General features: G+C 69.8%; 12 protein-coding genes. 7 read left to right on the forward strand and 5 right to left on the reverse strand.

Going from position 1 to position 15,383, the window contains the following annotated elements; all coding sequences use genetic code 11:
* Positions 1–285: 285 nt before the first annotated feature.
* On the forward strand, positions 286–459 hold the full coding sequence (locus IF04_RS39085) for a hypothetical protein (protein WP_169746134.1): 174 nt from the start codon (positions 286–288) through the stop codon (positions 457–459).
* A gap of 75 nt (positions 460–534) precedes the next feature.
* On the opposite strand, the gene dnaE is transcribed toward IF04_RS39085, so the two are convergent.
* On the reverse strand, positions 535–4,077 hold the full coding sequence (gene dnaE / locus IF04_RS0115160; RefSeq protein WP_030256469.1) for a DNA polymerase III subunit alpha: 3,543 nt from the start codon (positions 4,075–4,077) through the stop codon (positions 535–537).
* A gap of 180 nt (positions 4,078–4,257) precedes the next feature.
* Here dnaE and IF04_RS0115165 point away from each other — a divergent pair, with 180 nt between their 5' ends.
* The 5 genes from IF04_RS0115165 (at position 4,258) to IF04_RS0115185 (ending at position 10,014) form a co-directional block, all read left to right on the forward strand.
* Positions 4,258–5,604 carry a DUF2252 domain-containing protein gene (locus IF04_RS0115165; protein WP_030256472.1) on the forward strand — a complete coding sequence of 449 codons (1,347 nt, stop codon included), beginning with the start codon at positions 4,258–4,260 and terminating at the stop codon, positions 5,602–5,604.
* 126 nt (positions 5,605–5,730) lie between these two features.
* Positions 5,731–6,393: a hypothetical protein gene (locus tag IF04_RS0115170; RefSeq protein ID WP_030256475.1), complete on the forward strand. Its 663-nt coding sequence runs from the start codon at positions 5,731–5,733 to the stop codon at positions 6,391–6,393.
* Positions 6,394–6,477: 84 nt separating this feature from the next.
* A complete protein-coding gene (locus tag IF04_RS0115175; RefSeq protein ID WP_030256478.1) occupies positions 6,478–7,308 on the forward strand; it encodes a thioredoxin domain-containing protein in 831 nt (276 codons plus the stop codon).
* Positions 7,309–7,436: 128 nt separating this feature from the next.
* Positions 7,437–8,282 (forward strand): thioredoxin domain-containing protein, encoded by an 846-nt coding sequence (locus tag IF04_RS0115180; RefSeq protein WP_030256482.1) that lies wholly within the window; start codon positions 7,437–7,439, stop codon positions 8,280–8,282.
* A gap of 91 nt (positions 8,283–8,373) precedes the next feature.
* Positions 8,374–10,014 (forward strand): alkaline phosphatase D family protein, encoded by a 1,641-nt coding sequence (locus IF04_RS0115185; protein WP_030256486.1) that lies wholly within the window; start codon positions 8,374–8,376, stop codon positions 10,012–10,014.
* Positions 10,015–10,078: 64 nt separating this feature from the next.
* Here the strand turns inward: IF04_RS0115185 and IF04_RS0115190 are convergent, their stop codons facing one another.
* Positions 10,079–10,669 (reverse strand): dienelactone hydrolase family protein, encoded by a 591-nt coding sequence (locus IF04_RS0115190; RefSeq protein ID WP_030256489.1) that lies wholly within the window; start codon positions 10,667–10,669, stop codon positions 10,079–10,081.
* A 94-nt stretch (positions 10,670–10,763) separates the two neighbouring features.
* Here IF04_RS0115190 and IF04_RS0115195 point away from each other — a divergent pair, with 94 nt between their 5' ends.
* Entirely contained in the window at positions 10,764–11,843 is a 1,080-nt protein-coding gene (locus IF04_RS0115195) for a mechanosensitive ion channel family protein (protein ID WP_051831278.1), read from the forward strand.
* A gap of 15 nt (positions 11,844–11,858) precedes the next feature.
* Here the strand turns inward: IF04_RS0115195 and IF04_RS0115200 are convergent, their stop codons facing one another.
* From IF04_RS0115200 to lspA, 3 genes are all read right to left on the reverse strand, one after another.
* Entirely contained in the window at positions 11,859–13,436 is a 1,578-nt protein-coding gene (locus tag IF04_RS0115200) for a Na+/H+ antiporter (protein ID WP_425428423.1), read from the reverse strand.
* 164 nt (positions 13,437–13,600) lie between these two features.
* Positions 13,601–14,542, reverse strand: coding sequence for an RluA family pseudouridine synthase (locus tag IF04_RS0115205; protein WP_030256500.1), 942 nt, complete (start codon positions 14,540–14,542; stop codon positions 13,601–13,603).
* Between the two features lie 79 nt (positions 14,543–14,621).
* On the reverse strand, positions 14,622–15,233 hold the full coding sequence (gene lspA / locus IF04_RS0115210; RefSeq protein ID WP_030256503.1) for a signal peptidase II: 612 nt from the start codon (positions 15,231–15,233) through the stop codon (positions 14,622–14,624).
* Positions 15,234–15,383 lie beyond the last annotated feature (150 nt).

Below are 15,383 nucleotides of genomic sequence, written 5' to 3' on the forward strand. Positions count from 1 at the left end.
CACCCTCTTCCCTAAAGGTCCTGCGGTCCGGTCGCCCCCCGGCTCGGCCTGTCGGCTGAGGTGTCTTCGGCTCTCGCCGAGTCTGCTTTCTTCGAGTCTGCCCGACCGGGCGGGGGTTATCTGCCGGAACTCGATCATCGGCGTGGCGCATTACGCCGCCGCTGCCGTGATCCCGCCGCCGACACTCCGCCTCACCCAAGAGAATTGCCCGGAATGCAGCCTTTTGCCCGGCGTGTAACTCTGGCTTCGGCCCCGATCCCAGGATCCCCCTCAGGAGGCACGATCATGGCCAAGAACAAGAAGAACCGGGACCGCAGTGAGAAGTCCGCCGGGCAGGCGGAGCGCGGACAGCAGCAGGCACAGCAGTCGGCGATGGAAGCACAGTCGAAGTCGGCCGTCTCAGCGAACCCGGGCGACGTCGCCCGCAAGCACCGTGAGCGCCGCTTCGGCCACAACTGACCGGCGCCGCACCGTACGGCGAGGGGCGCGCCCGGGAGATCCCGGGCGCGCCCCTCGTGTCGTGTGCGGACGGCGTCAGCCCGCCAGGCAGGACGCGCCGAGCAGTACCTTCAGATCGCCGAAGAGCGACGGGTCGGCGGTGACGCGGTGCTTGTCCAGCCGCAGCACGGTCGTCTTCCGGGTGCCCTGCAGCTTGATCCGCACCTCCGTGGAGCCGCGGTGCTGGTTCAGCACGTCGCCCAGCTTCTCGACCAGCGGCGGGGTGACCTTGAGCGTCGGGATGGTGATCGTCAGCGGCGCGTTCGTGCCCGCGTCCGAGAGGTCGGGGATCATCATCTCCATGGCGACCAGCCGCGGGATGTCCTCGCGCTTGTCGAGCCGGCCCTTGACGAAGACGATCGCGTCCTCGACGAGCTGGGTGGAGACGAGCTGGTACGTCGCCGGGAAGAACATGCAGTCGATGGAGCCCGCCAGGTCCTCGACCGTGGCGATCGCCCAGGCGTTGCCCTGCTTGGTCATCTTGCGCTGCAGGCCGGAGATGATGCCACCGATGGTGACGATCGAGCCGTCCGAGTAATCACCGCCGGTGAGCTGCGCGATCGCGGCGTCCGCCTTGTCGGACAGTACGTGCTCAAGACCGAACAGCGGATGGTCCGAGACGTACAGACCCAGCATCTCCCGCTCCTGCGCGAGCAGATAGGTCTTGTCCCACTCGACGTCGGAGAACTCCACGTCCAGGCCGAAGCCGGGGCCGCTGTCGTCGGCCGCGTCACCCATCCCGCCGAAGAGGTCGAACTGCCCCTCGGCCTCCTTGCGCTTCACCTGCACGACGTTGTCGATCATCGTCTCGTAGTGCGCCATCAGGCCCTTGCGGGTGTGGCCCATCTCGTCGAACGCGCCGGCCTTGATCAGCGACTCGGTGGTGCGCTTGTTGCAGACCACCGCCTCGACCTTGTCCAGGTAGTCCGGGAAGGAGGAGAACTTCCCCTTGGACTTCCGGCTGCGGATGATCGCCTCGACGACGTTCGTACCGACGTTACGGACCGCCGAGAGGCCGAAGAGGATCACGTCGTCGCCCTGCGCCGCGAAGTTCGCCTCGGACTCGTTGACGTTCGGCGGGAGCACCTTGATGCCCATCTTGCGGCACTCGTTCAGATAGACCGCCGACTTGTCCTTGTCGTCGCGCACCGAGGTGAGCAGCGCGGACATGTACTCCGCCGGGTAGTTCGCCTTCAGATACGCGGTCCAGTACGTGACCAGGCCGTACGCGGAGGAGTGCGCCTTGTTGAACGCATAGCCGGCGAACGGGACCAGCACGTCCCACAGCGCCTGGATGGCCTGGTCGGAGAAGCCGTTCTTCCGGGCGCCCGCCTGGAAGAGGACGAAGTTCTTCTCCAGCTCCTCGGGCTTCTTCTTGCCCATCACTCGGCGGAGGACGTCCGCCTCACCGAGGGAGTACCCGGCGACGATCTGGGCGGCCTTCTGGACCTGCTCCTGGTAGACGATCAGGCCGTAGGTGAGGCCCAGGACCTCCTTGAGCGGCTCCTCCAGCTCCGGGTGGATCGGCGTGATCTCCTGGCGGCCGTTCTTCCGCTCCGCGTAGTTCGTGTGCGAGTTCATGCCCATCGGGCCCGGCCGGTACAGGGCCGAGACCGCGGAAATGTCCTCGAAGTTGTCGGGCTGCATCTGGCGCAGCAGCGAACGCATCGGGCCGCCGTCGAACTGGAAGACGCCGAGCGTGTCACCCCGGCAGAGCAGCTCATAGGTCTTGGGGTCGTCCAGCGGGATCTCCAGGAGGTCCAGCTTGACGCCCTTGTTCGCCTCCACCATCTTCCGGGCGTCGTCCATGATGGTGAGGTTGCGCAGGCCCAGGAAGTCCATCTTCAGCAGGCCGAGCGACTCGCACTGCGGGTAGTCCCACTGCGTGATCGTCACGCCGTCGGTGTGCCGCGTCCAGAGCGGGGCGTGGTCCACGATCGGCTCGCTGGACATGATCACGCCGGCCGCGTGCACACCCATCTGCCGGACCAGGCCCTCCACACCCTTGGCGGTGTCGATGACCTTCTTCACGTCCGGTTCGTTCTCGTACATCGACCGGATCTCGCCCGCCTCGCTGTAGCGCGGGTGCTCCGGGTTGGTGATGCCGTCCAGGTCGATGCCCTTGCCGAGGACGTCGGCGGGCATGGCCTTGGTGAGCCGGTCACCCATCGCGTACGGGTAGCCCAGCACGCGGGCCGAGTCCTTGATCGCGTTCTTGGCCTTGATCTTGCCGTACGTGCCGATCATGGCGACCTTGTCCGCGCCGTACTTCTCGGTCACGTACCGGATCACTTCGACGCGCCGACGCTCGTCGAAGTCGATGTCGACATCGGGCATGGAGACACGCTCGGGGTTCAGGAACCGCTCGAAGATCAGCCCGTGCTCGATCGGGTCGAGGTCGGTGATCCCCATGGCGTACGCCACGATCGAACCGGCCGCCGAGCCACGCCCCGGTCCCACGGCAATCCCGTTGTTCTTCGCCCACATGATGAAGTCCGCGACGACCAGGAAGTATCCCGGGAACCCCATCTGCAGGATGATGTCCATCTCGTACTCGGCCTGCCGCTGCCGGTCCTCGGGGACGCCGCCCGGGAAGCGGCGCGCCATGCCCCGGCGGACCTCCTCCTTGAACCAGGTGACCTCGGTGTAGCCCTCCGGGATGTCGAACTTCGGCATCAGGTCGCGCTTCTCGAACATCCCGGTGGTGTCGATCATGTCGGCGATCAGCCGGGTGTTGTCGCAGCCCTCCTGCCAGGCGTCGGAGGAGTCGATGGCGTACATCTCCTCCGTCGACTTCAGGTAGTAACCGGTCCCGTCGAAGCGGAAGCGGTCGGGATCCGACAGGTTCTTACCGGTCTGGATGCACAGCAGGGCGTCGTGCGCGCTCGCCTCGTGCGAGTAGGTGTAGTGCGAGTCATTGGTGACCAGCGGGGGGATCCCCAGCTCCTTGCCGATCTTCAGCAGATCCTCGCGGACCCGGCGCTCGATCTCGATGCCGTGGTCCATCAGCTCCAGGAAGTACCGGTCCTTGCCGAAGATGTCCTGGTACTCGGCCGCCGCCTTCTTGGCCTCCTCGTACTGACCGAGGCGCAGCCGGGTCTGCAGCTCACCGGACGGGCAGCCGGTGGACGCGATCAGGCCCTCGGACCACTGCGAGATGGTCTCCTTGTCCATGCGCGGCCACTTCTGCAGCCAGCCCTCCTTGTACGCGTCGGAGGAGAGCCGGAAGAGATTGTGCAGACCGGTCTTGTTCGCCGCCCAGATCGTCTTGTGGGTGTAACCACCCGAACCGGACACGTCGTCGCGCTTCTGGTGCGGCTGGCCCCACTGGATCTTGCGCTTGTGCTTGCGGGAGGCCGGGGCGACATACGCCTCGATGCCGATGATCGGCGTCACACCGGCCTTCTGCGCACTGTGGAAGAAGTCGTACGCGCCGTGGAGGTTGCCGTGGTCGGACATGGCGACGTGCGTCATGCCCATCTCATTGGCGGCATTGAACATGTCCTTGAGCCGCGCGGCACCGTCCAGCAGCGAGTACTGGGTGTGAACGTGCAGGTGCGTGAACGGCGGCTTGGCCACGGCGAAGGACCTCCGGAAAACGGTCGGCGGGAGAGGGGTGGACGGTCAGGAAGTCTACGACTCCCCACTGACAATCCGAGCTTCCTCCGGGCACGCGCAGGTAGCCTCGCGCGTTGTCAGTCTCAGAACATCCGTCCGGAAATATACGGCCTTGCCAAGGCCACCAGGAGGCACCCAGCGATGTCGAACCAGCACGTCCCGGCCAAGGACGCAGCAGCGCGCGGCGAGGAGATACTCGCCGTTTTCGACACCGCCTTCGGGGAGCTGCTGGCCGCCGACCCCGCGGCCTTCCGGGTGAAGTTCCGCAAGATGGCCGCCTCCGCCTTCGCGTTCTACCGCGGCACGGCCTGCCTGTTCTACAAGGACCTGGAGGCGGGCAAGGACACCGGCCCGTATCTGGACGAGCGGACCGGCCGGGTGTGGATCCACGGCGATCTGCACGCGGAGAACTTCGGCACGTACATGGACGCCACCGGCCGGCTGATCTTCAACGTCAACGACTTCGACGAGGCGTACGTCGGCCCCTTCACCTGGGACCTCAAGCGCTTCGCCGCCTCCGTGGCGCTGATCGGGTATGCCAAGGCGCTCAGTGACGAGCAGATCACCGACCTGGTGCGGACGTATGCCGTCGCCTATCGGGAGCGCATCCACGCGCTGGCCACGGGGGCCAAGAACGACGAGGTGCAGCCCTTCACGCTGGACACGGCGCAGGGGCCGCTGCTGGACGCGCTGCGCGACGCCCGCTCGCGCACCCGGTTCGCGCTGCTGGACTCGATGACGGAGATCCGCGACTTCGAGCGCCGGTTCGCGCCGGGCGGCGGTGCCATCGAGCTGGACGCGGCGACGCGGTACAAGGTCCTCGCGGCGTTCGACGGCTATCTGGAGACGCTGCCGGAGTCCAGCCTGTCCCGGCCGGACTCCTACCGCGTCAAGGACGTGGTCGGCCGTCGCGGCATCGGCATCGGCTCGGCGGGCCTGCCCTCGTACAACATCCTGCTGGAGGGGAACAGCGACGCGCTGGAGAACGACGTCGTCATCTACATGAAGCAGGCGCAGACCCCGGCGGTCTCCCGCCACGTCACGGACCCCGAGGTGCGCGCGTACTTCCAGCACGAGGGGCACCGCACGGTGATCTCCCAGCGCGCCCTGCAGGCGCACGCCGACCCGTGGCTGGGCTGGACGGAGATCGAAGAGGACGGGAGCCGGCACGGCCAGCTCGTCGCCGAGGTCTCGCCGTACGCCGTCGACCTGGACTGGTCCGACATCGACGAGGTCGAGGAGATCGCGGCGGTGGTGGCCGACCTGGGCCGCGCGACGGCCGCGATGCACGCGGCGGCGGACGACGAGAGCGGCCACTCCCTGGTGCCGTTCTCGACGGAGCGCGCGATCGACGCGGCCATCGCCGCCGACGAGGAGGGCTTCGCCGAGCTGCTGGTGGACTTCGCGCACGGCTACGGCTCCCGGGCCCGCCGCGACCACCAGATATTCGTGGACCTCTTCCGCAACGGCCGCATTCCGGGGGTGTGATCCCACGGCGATCCCCGGGTGCCCGGACCGGGCCCCGATGCGGCCCGGATGCGCCCCCGATGCGGCCCGGATTCACAGAAACCCCTTAAGCGGCGCTTATCCCGGCCCATGGCAGACTCGATTTCGATGGACATCTCGGCGGCACACCTGCGGGCACTGCGCGCGGCGCTCTTCACGGCGCTCTGCGTGACGCTGTCCGCTGCCTCCCATGTGCTGCTGTCCCGGATGCCGCTGCCGCTGACCACGGTGGCCGCGCTCGCCGTCGCCGTGTTCGTGCTCGCGTACGCGCTGGCCGGCCGGGAGCGCCGCTTCGGGCCGATCGCCGCGCTGCTCGTGCCGCTGGAGCTGGCCGCCGACACGGTCTTCAGCGCCGGCCAGCACGCCTGTTACGGCGCGGCCGGCGGCCCCGTCGCCGGTCCGCTGCGCTCGCTGGGCGTGGACCTGCTGTGCCGCGGCGGCGACGTCGGCGCACCGCTGGCCCCGGCCGCCGGGCACCAGCCGGCCCCCGCCGGCACCTGGCTGCTGCTGCTCGCCGCGCATGTCGCGGTCGGGCTGCTGGCCGCCGCCTGGCTGCGCCGCGGCGAGGCGGCGCTCGCCCAGCTGCTGGGCGCGCTGGCCGTCTTCGCGCTGCGGCCGCTGCTGGTCGCGGTCGCGGTGCTCACCGCGGGCCGCGCCCCGCGCCGCCCGGCCGTCCGCCCCGCGCCGGCCGCCGGCCCCTCCCTCAGTACCCCTCTGCTCGTGCACTGCGTAGTACGCCGGGGACCGCCGGTCTGCTCCCTCGCGGCTTGATCCGCGAGTCACCGGTCCCCTTCCGTACCCCGTGCGGGGCGCACACCGCCCCGGCACAGAGCAGACCCCAGGAGCGACACGATCATGAGCAACCGCAACAGCCAGGCGAACAAGCAGGCAGCGCGCGAGCGGCTGCGCGCCGAGCGCGAGCGGCAGGCCAAGAAGGACAAGCTGCGCCGTCAGCTGACGGTCGGCGGCGCCATCGTCGTCGTGCTGGCCATCGCCGGCGGCATCGGCCTGGCCGTCGCCAACTCCGGCGGCGGCGACGGCAGCCCGGAGGACACCTGGGCGAAGGCCAAGGACGCCAAGCTGGTCAAGCCGGCCAACACCTCCGGCGCCGACGGCACGACCGTCACGATCGGCAAGAAGGACGCCAAGAACACCCTCGCGCTGTACGAGGACCCGCGCTGCCCCGGCTGCGCCAACTTCGAGCAGAACGTCGGCAAGACGGTCGAGAAGGACATCGCGGACGGCAAGTACAAGGCCACCTTCCACCTCGGCACCTTCCTGGACGACAACCTCCAGGGCACCGGCTCCAAGAACGCGGTGAGCGCGCTGGGCGCCGCGCTGAACAAGAGCCCCGAGGCGTTCCTCCACCTCAAGGAGGCGCTGTACTCGAAGGAGTACCACCCGGAGGAGACCGGCCCGGACAAGTTCGCCGACGACTCCTACCTGATCAAGGTCGCGGACACGGTGCCCGAGCTGAAGGGCGACAAGGCGTTCCAGAAGGCCCTGAAGGACGGCACGTACGACCGCTGGGCGCTGACGATGTCGGACGCGTTCAACAAGGCGAAGGACGTGCGGAGCACGCCCACGATCAAGCTGAACGACAAGCTCCTCTCGGCCGACGGCCAGAGCGCACCGTCCACGGTCGATGTGTTCAACTCCCTTGTGGACAAGGGCCTCAAGAAGTAACGGACGCGTCCGCCACGGCCGGCGGGCGTACGGGCGGCAGCCGTCCCGTACGCCCGCCGGCCGTTGCCGAATCTTGACCCCGCGCCGGCCGGCCCCCGTGGCAGACTCCCCGCCATGGAGGGGACCGCATGAGCAACCGCAACAGCCAGGCCGCCAAGTCCGCAGCCCGGGAGCGCATACGCGCCGAACGGGAGCGGGAGAAGAAGCGCGCGAGGCTCCGCCGTCAGCTCGTCGTGGCCGGCGGTGTACTCGGCGTCCTGGTGATCGCCGGTGGCATCGGCTACGGCGTCATGAAGGCCAACGAGCCCACCGGCTGGGAGGCCGCCAAGGAGGCGAAGCTGGTCGAACCCGCGCACACGCAGGGCAAGAACGGCACCGAGATCCTCATCGGCGACAAGAAGGCCAAGGACACCCTGGAGGTGTTCGAGGACATCCGCTGCCCGGCGTGCGCGTCCTTCGAGCAGTCCACCGGCGAGGTCCTCCAGAAGGACATCGAGGACGGCCGGTACAAGGTCCGCTTCACGATGTACGCGTTCATCGACGACATGGGCGGCGGCGAGGGCTCCAAGAACGCGCTGAGCGCGCTGGGCGCCGCGCTCGACAAGAGCCCCGAGGCGTTCCTCCAGTACAAGGAGGCGCTGTACTCGGTGAAGAATCACCCCGAGGAGAGCGTGGACACCTACGCCAAGGACTCCGCGCTGCTGAAGGTCGCCGAGCAGGTGCCGGAGCTCAAGGGCGACGAGGAGTTCCAGCAGGCGGTCGAGAAGGGCACGTACGACCGCTGGGCGATGGAGATGGCCGGGCTGTTCGGCCGCAAGGGCGTCAAGGGCACCCCGACCTTCATGCACGGGGACAAGAAGCTGGAGATGGCGCAGATCCCGCAGCAGCAGATGACGCAGGCGCAGTACAACAAGCTCGCGCAGGCCAACTTCAAGAAGATGATCGACGCGGAGTTCGGCCCGGCGAAGAAGTGACGGCGCGGCTGCGGTGAACGGGGTACGGCTTCACGGATTCGATCGATTCCGTACCCCTCAGAACACTTACCTGCCAGTAGGGTGATCGGCCGTGACCGATCATGACCAGATCTCGCGCCGTACTGCCGTCACGGCCGTAGCCACGACCGCCGCCCTGCTGCCCTTCGGCGCCGCCGCCACCGCGCGCGCCGCCGAGCCCGCCGCCGCGGCCCCCTTCCAGCACGGCGTCGCCTCCGGCGACCCACTGCCCGACGGCGTCCTGCTGTGGACCCGGGTGACCCCGGCCGCCGACGCGCTGCCCGGTTCGGGCAAGGGCCCGGCCACCGAGGTGAGCTGGCAGGTGGCCGCCGACAAGGGCTTCGCCAAGGTGGTCGCGCGGGGAACCGCGACCACCTCGGCGGCCACCGACCACACCGTCAAGGCGGACGTACGGGGCCTCGCGCCCGCCACCACCTACTGGTTCCGCTTCACCGCGCTCGGCGTCCACTCCCCCGTGGGCCGCACCCGCACCGCGCCCGCCGCGGGCACCGCAGCGCCCAACGTCCGCTTCGGCGTGGTCTCCTGCGCCAACTGGGAGGCCGGGTACTTCTCGCCGTACCGCCACCTCGCGGCCCGCACCGGCCTGGACGCGGTGCTGCACCTCGGCGACTACCTCTACGAGTACAAGACGGGCGAGTACCCGGCGCTGAAGTACGTGGTGCGCCCGCACTCCCCCGGCCACGAGATCGTCTCGCTGGCCGATTACCGGATCCGGCACGGTGTCCACAAGACCGACCCCGACGCGCAGGCCATGCACGCCACGCACCCGGTGATCGCGATGTGGGACGACCACGAGTTCGCCGACAATGCCTGGCAGGGCGGCGCGTACAACCACACGGCGGGCACCGAGGGCGACTGGGCGGCGCGGATGGCCGCGGCGAAGCAGGCGTACTTCGAGTGGATGCCGGTACGCCCCTCCACCGCCGGCACCACCTACCGCCGCCTGCAGTTCGGCACACTCGCCGATCTGCACCTGCTGGACCTGCGCAGCTTCCGCGACGAGCAGGTGCCGGTCGGCAGCGGCGAGGCCGACGACCCGGGCCGCACGCTCACGGGGCGGGCCCAGCTGGACTGGCTGAAGGCGGGGCTGGAACGCTCGGCGGCGGCCTGGCGGCTGGTCGGCACCTCCGTGATGGTCTCGCAGGTGGCCTTCGGGTCCGTGCCCGCGCACCTGATGGGGCCGCTCGCCGAGGTGCTCGGCATGCCGAAGGAGGGGCTGGCCATAAACACCGACCAGTGGGACGGCTACACCGACGACCGGCGCGAGCTGCTGACGCACCTCAGCGACCGGTCCATCGGCAACACCGTCTTCCTGACCGGCGACATCCACATGGCGTGGGCCAACGACGTGCCGCTCAAGGCCGCGACCTACCCGTCGCAGGACCCGGTGGCCACCGAGTTCGTCGTCACCTCGGTCACCTCCGACAACCTCGACGACATCCTGCATGTCGCCCCGCACACGGTCTCGCTGCCCGCCGCCGCGGCGATCCGCGCCACCAACCGCCATGTGAAATGGCTGGACATGGACAGCCACGGCTACGGCGTCCTGGACGTCACCGCCGAGCGGACGCAGATGGACTACTTCGCCGTCTCCGACAAGGCCGACAAGAACGCCACGGCCTCGCACGTGCGCTCGTACCGCACGCTCAGCGGCACCCAGCGCGTGGAGCGGGCCGACGGGCCGGTGGTCTGAGAGGCCGTCCGGAGCCGCCGGGCCCGCGCCCGGCGGCCACAGGTCGGCGGCCACAGGTCAGCGTCTACAGGCTCGCCAGGAAGCCCAGCCCCACCTTCCAGGCGCTCTCGGCGGCCTCCTTGTCGTGGTCGGGCAGCCCGTCGTCGGTGAAGAGGTGCCCGGCCCCGGCGTAGCGGTAGACCTCCACGTCGGCGCCGGCCCGCTGCATGCGGAGGTACCAGGCGTTCAGCCAGTCGTGCGGCTCGAAGGGGTCGGGGTCGGCGACGTGCAGCTGGACCGGCAGCTCGTCCACGGAGGCGTCGTCGGCGATGTCGGACGTGCCGTGCATCAACAGCAGGCCGCGCGCCTTCTCGTCGCCCAGCGCCAGATTCTGTGCGACGGAGCCGCCGAAGGACAGGCCGGCGTAGACCAGCCCGCGGTCGGAGTACGGGGCCGCGGCGACCACCGCGCGCCGCAGCAGCTCGTCCTTGCCGATCTCGTCCTTGATCGCGATGCCGTCCTCGATGGTGTCGGCGGTGCGCCCGTCGAACAGGTCGGGAACGATCACTTCATGGCCTGCAGCGCGCAGTCGCTCGGCGGCCGCCTGTACAGCCGGCCGCAGCCCGTACACAGAATGGAACAAAATGACGGTTTGAGTCGCCGCAGAGCCGGTCACTGGATTCACTTCCCTGTCGATGGATCGCACTCCTTCCATCGTGCCAGTTACGGTCGACAGGAAGCGGACCCCGACCAGGAGGAATCACGTGTCCATGGAGGACGTACTGCGTCCGCTGATCGTCGTGGGCGGCTCGGTCGCCCTCACGCTCGCCCTGGGGTGGGCGGCCGATCTGGCGATGCGCCGGGCCGATGCCGCGCGCCCGGACACCCCGCTGTGGGGGCTGCTGCGGCGCTGCCGGATACCGCTCCAAGTGGTGCTCCTGACGGCGCTGTTGCGCGGGACGTTCGACCGCACCAGACTCGCGGTCATCGACGCGCACAGCGCCGGCATCGGGCAGCTGCTCTCCCTCGTCCTGATCGCCGCCACCGCCTGGCTGGCGATAAGGGTCTCGGCGGCGATCGTGGAGTCCTCGTACTCGCGGTACGCGGCGGGCGCCCGGGACGCCGCACGGGTCCGCCGGGTCCGTACGCAGGTCACACTGATCCAGCGGGTGGTCACCGCGGTGGTCGCGGTGGTCGCCGTCGCCGCGATGCTGCTGACCTTCCCGGAGATGCGTGCGGTCGGCACCTCGATGCTGGCCTCGGCCGGTGTGCTGGGCATCGTCGCCGGTGTCGCGGCGCAGTCCACGCTCGGCAACCTCTTCGCGGGCCTGCAGATCGCCTTCGGCGACATGGTGCGGATCGGCGACACGGTCGTGGTGGACGGCGAGTGGGGCACGGTCGAGGAGATCACCCTGACCTTCCTGACCGTACGGACCTGGGACGAGCGCCGGATCACCATGCCGGTCTCGTACTTCACCAGCAATCCGTTCGAGAACTGGTCGCGCGGCGGCGCGCAGATGACCGGCACGGTCTTCTTCCAGCTCGACCACAGTGCGCCGGTCGAGGAGATGCGCGAGAAGCTCGCGGAGATCCTGAAGAACTCCGACGACTGGGACGGCCGGGCGCAGACCCTGGTGGTCACCGACACCACGCCCACCACGATCGAGGTGCGGGCGCTGGTGACCGCCCGGGACGCGGACGCGATCTGGACGGTGCGCTGCGAGGTGCGCGAGCAGATGATCACGTGGCTGCGGGACGCGCACCCGTACGCGCTCCCGCGCATCGCGACGGCGCCGGCCCCCGCCCTGGAGTCCGCTGACGGGCAGGCCCGGCCCTCCTTTGAGAAGTAGCGTTTCAGCAGGCGATCAGGAAGACGTGCTGCGCATACTCCGTACGTCCAGGTGACGCAGCACCCGGTCGACCACCTCCGGGTCCGAGCCGGGCTCGGAGCGCGCCGAGAGCACTTCGTGGCGCGCGGCCGAGAGCAGCTCGCTCTGGATGCGCTGGACCTTCTTCACGCGCGCGATGCGCTTGTCGTAGCCCTCTCGCCGTTCGTCGTCCACGATGTCCGGCGAGATGCGGGCGCCCATCTCGTACGTGCTCCGGGACAGCCGCTCCACGACCTCGTCGGACAGCTCCTCCTCAGCCAGCACCTCCTTCAGCCGCTGCCGGGACGCCTTGACCACCCGGATCGCCAGCTCGCGCTCCAGCGCGTCCTCGGCGTCCGTGTCGGCCCGCACCCCCAGCTTCTTGACCAGGAAGGGCAGCGTCAGGCCCTGCACGAGGAGGGTGGCCAGCACCACGGAGAAGGCGATGAAGAGGATCTCGTCGCGGGCCGGGAACGGCCCGCCGCCGTCCACCTCGAACGGGATGGCCAGCGCCAGCGCCACCGAGGCCACCCCGCGCATCCCCGACCACCACATCACGATGGTCTCCCGCCAGCTGGTGGGAATCTCCTCCGCGATGCGGTGCCGGTGCATCCGCTTGGCCAGCCACGCGGCGGGCAGCAGCCACAGCAGCCGGAGGCCCACCACGACGGCGACCACGGCCGCGCCGGCGCCCAGCAGCTGCTGCCAGTGCCCGGCGGCGGTGCCGAAGATGTTGTGCAGCTCCAGGCCGATCAGGCCGAACGCGACGCCGGTGACCAGGGTGTCGACGACCTCCCAGAAGGTGTGCCCGGCGAGCCGGCCCATCACGTCGTCGGCGTCGGCGGCGTAGTGCGCGAGGAAGAGCGCCGCGGTGAGCACGGAGAGCACGCCGGAGCCGTGGAACTCCTCGGCGAGCACGTACGCCACGAACGGCACCAGCAGCGACAGCCCGACCTGGAGGGTGGCGTCGTCGACCACGTCCATCAGCTTGTTGGCCAGCCAGCCGAGCACCACGCCGACCACTATCGCCACCACGGCGGAGAGCACCAGCGCGCCGACCGCGGCCGGCGCGGAGAACGTGCCGGAGACCGCGGCGGCCAGCGCCACGTGGTACAGCACGATCGCGGTGACGTCGTTGAAGAGGCCCTCGCCCTCCAGGATCGACACCAGCCGGCGGGGCAGCCCGAGCTTGCCGGCGACCGCGGTCGCGGCGACCGGGTCGGGCGGCGCGACCAGCGCGCCCAGGACGACGGCGGCGGCCACCGGCAGGCCGGGGACGACGCTGTGCGCGACGGCGGCGACGGCCGCGGTGGTCGCGAAGACCAGCGCCACCGCGAGCAGGAAGATCGGCCTGATGTTGGCGGTGAACTGGCGCCAGGACGTGCGCTGCACCGCCGCGTACAGCAGCGGTGGCAGCAGCAGCGGGAGGATGTACTCCGGCGGCACCTGGACGTTCGGTACGAACGGCAGCAGGGCCAGCACCGCCCCCGCGATCGTCATCAGCACCGGTGACGGCAGTCCCAGCCGGTCACCGAGCGGGACCATGACCACGGCCCCCAGCAGCAGGACGAACATCAGGGCCAGCTGGTCCACGGCAGGCACGCTCCGGAGCTTCGAAATCAGTCGATCACTGATCAAGCCTGCCATGAAGCGCGGGAAACGCCCGCCGACAGGTCCTTCGGTGGCGGCCGGCCGAGCCGGTCCGAGGTGTCACGCCCTCTCGCGGACCGGCCCCCGGGTCAGGCGCTCTCGGCGCGCACCCGGTCCAGAGCGCGCTGCAGGTCCTCCGGGTAGTCGCTCTCGAACTCCACCCAGCGGCCGTCCGAGGGGTGCTCGAAGCCGAGGCGCACGGCGTGCAGCCACTGCCGGGTGAGGCCGAGGCGCTTGGCGAGCGTGGGGTCGGCGCCGTAGGTGAGGTCGCCGACGCAGGGGTGGCGGTGCGCGGACATGTGCACGCGGATCTGGTGCGTGCGGCCGGTCTCCAGCTTGATGTCCAGCAGGCTGGCCGCGCGGAACGCCTCGACGAGGTCGTAGTGCGTGACGGACGGCTTGCCGTCGGCGGTCACGGCCCACTTGTAGTCGTGCTGCGGGTGGCGGCCGATCGGGGCGTCGATCGTGCCGCTGAGCGGGTCGGGGTGGCCCTGGACGAGGGCGTTGTACCGCTTCTCCGGGACGCGCTCCTTGAACTGCCGCTTCAGGGACGTGTACGCGCGCTCGGACTTGGCCACGACCATCAGGCCCGACGTGCCGACGTCCAGGCGGTGCACCACGCCCTGGCGCTCGGCGGCGCCGGAGGTGGAGATGCGGTACCCGGCGGCTGCCAGGCCGCCGATGACGGTCGTGCCGGTCCAGCCGGGGCTGGGGTGCGCGGCGACGCCGACCGGCTTCATGATCACCACGACGTCGTCGTCGTCATGGATGATCTCCATGCCCTCGACGGGCTCGGCGACGATCTCCACGGGGGCCGGGGCCTGCGGCATCTCGACTTCCAGCCAGGCGCCGCCGTGCACCCGCTCGGACTTCATCACCTCGGACCCGTCGACCCGGACCTTTCCGGCGGCGGCGAGCTCGGCCGCCTTCGTACGGGAAAAGCCGAACATGCGGGCCAGCGCGGCGTCGACGCGCTCGCCCTCCAGGCCGTCCGGTACGGGCAGGGTGCGGATCTCGGGAATCGTGCTCACCCCACGAGTATGGCAGTCCCCGCGGACACTTCCGCCGGCCCCGTCCCCGCCTGTGGAAAACCCCCGCGGGGCCCGGGATTCAGTCCTTGTGGACGGTGCCGTCCGGGTCCAGGCCGCGGAAGGAGAGCAGCACGATCAGGATGCCGCCGCAGACGATCCCGGAGTCGGCGAGGTTGAAGACCGCGAAGTGCGCGGGGGCGATGAAGTCGACCACCGCGCCCTGGAAGACGCCGGGCGAGCGGAAGATCCGGTCGGTGAGGTTGCCGAAGGCGCCGCCGAGCAGCAGGCCGAGCGCGAGGGCCCAGGGCAGGCTGTAGAGCTTGCGGGCGATCCGGAAGATCACCACGATCACCGCGGCGGCGATCAGCGTCAGGAAGACGGTCAGCGCCTCGCCCATGCTGAAGGCGGCGCCGCGGTTGCGGATCACCTCGAACTGCAGCAGCGTGCCGATCACCTGGACCGGCTCGTGGTGCTCCAGCTTGGCGACCACCAGCAGCTTGCTGCCGAGGTCCAGGAGGTACACGATCAGCGCGACGAGCAGCAGCGCGCCGATCCGCCGCGGCCCGCGCGGCGCGGCCGTGGCGCCCGTCGCGCCCGTCTCAGGGGTTCCCTGCTCGGCGTCCCCGCCGTCCCCCTGCCCGGGCTCCGGTTCGTTGCCCGGCGTACCGGTGATGCGCTCCGCCTCTGCCACGTGTGAGTCCCTCAGCCCGTTCCGAGTCCGCGGCCAGGCCCCCGCCTGGCTGAGGTCGAGGGTACGGCACCGGGGACAGCCGCAGGTGAGTACGGGTACGGGTATGCGTATCCGTACGGCACGGGGCCGGGGCAGCACTGCCCCGGCCCC

It is taken from the genome of Streptomyces violens (assembly GCF_000717745.1).
Taxonomy (GTDB): Bacteria; Actinomycetota; Actinomycetes; order Streptomycetales; family Streptomycetaceae; genus Streptomyces; species Streptomyces violens.

What these genes read in the sequence shown, in the direction of transcription:
- IF04_RS39085 (WP_169746134.1), top strand. Translation starts at nt 286, where the DNA reads ATGGCCAAGAACAAGAAGAACCGGGACCGCAGTGAGAAGTCCGCCGGG.
- IF04_RS0115165 (WP_030256472.1), top strand. Translation starts at nt 4,258, where the DNA reads ATGTCGAACCAGCACGTCCCGGCCAAGGACGCAGCAGCGCGCGGCGAG.
- IF04_RS0115170 (WP_030256475.1), top strand. Translation starts at nt 5,731, where the DNA reads ATGGACATCTCGGCGGCACACCTGCGGGCACTGCGCGCGGCGCTCTTC.
- IF04_RS0115175 (WP_030256478.1), top strand. Translation starts at nt 6,478, where the DNA reads ATGAGCAACCGCAACAGCCAGGCGAACAAGCAGGCAGCGCGCGAGCGG.
- IF04_RS0115180 (WP_030256482.1), top strand. Translation starts at nt 7,437, where the DNA reads ATGAGCAACCGCAACAGCCAGGCCGCCAAGTCCGCAGCCCGGGAGCGC.
- IF04_RS0115195 (WP_051831278.1), top strand. Translation starts at nt 10,764, where the DNA reads ATGGAGGACGTACTGCGTCCGCTGATCGTCGTGGGCGGCTCGGTCGCC.
- IF04_RS0115200 (WP_425428423.1), bottom strand. Translation starts at nt 13,436, where the DNA reads ATGTTCGTCCTGCTGCTGGGGGCCGTGGTCATGGTCCCGCTCGGTGAC.